Here is a 391-nt window from a genome sequence, read left to right as displayed (position 1 = left end):
CCCCTCGACCGGCGCACCGACGGCCCGGCCGTCCCGCTCGACGCCGACCACCGCGGGGTGCGCGCGCAGGGCGGCCAGCTGCGCCGCGTCGAGGTCGGCGGCGAAGCCCCGTACGGCGCTGCGGTACACGTACCGGACCTTCGTCACCCCGGTCTCGTCCATCACCCGCTCCGGGTCGGCGTCCGGAGCGAGGGTGACGATGTACGGCTCGGTCCGCGCCTCGTCGCCCGGACGTACGGATTCCACCACCTGCGCCGCGTACGCGACGGGCACCCCCGCGAGCGGGACGACGAGAACGGCGGCGGCCACCAACACGGGCCGCAGGATTGGACGGCACAGGCCCACACCCGGGATCGCACGCATACGGAACTCCCTCTCAAAAATCGACCAC

General features: G+C 73.7%; 1 protein-coding gene. It reads right to left on the bottom strand.

What is annotated here, in order from left to right; genetic code table 11:
• A partial coding sequence (locus tag G3I71_RS49605; RefSeq protein WP_203733276.1) for a protease inhibitor I9 family protein occupies positions 1-363 on the bottom strand: 363 nt, incomplete at its 3' end.
• Between the last annotated feature and the right edge of the window lie 28 nt (positions 364-391).

It is taken from the genome of Streptomyces sp. SID12501 (genome assembly GCF_010550245.1).
In the GTDB taxonomy this organism is placed as follows: domain Bacteria; phylum Actinomycetota; class Actinomycetes; order Streptomycetales; family Streptomycetaceae; genus Streptomyces.
This window is presented reverse-complemented; position numbering and strand designations above follow the sequence as displayed.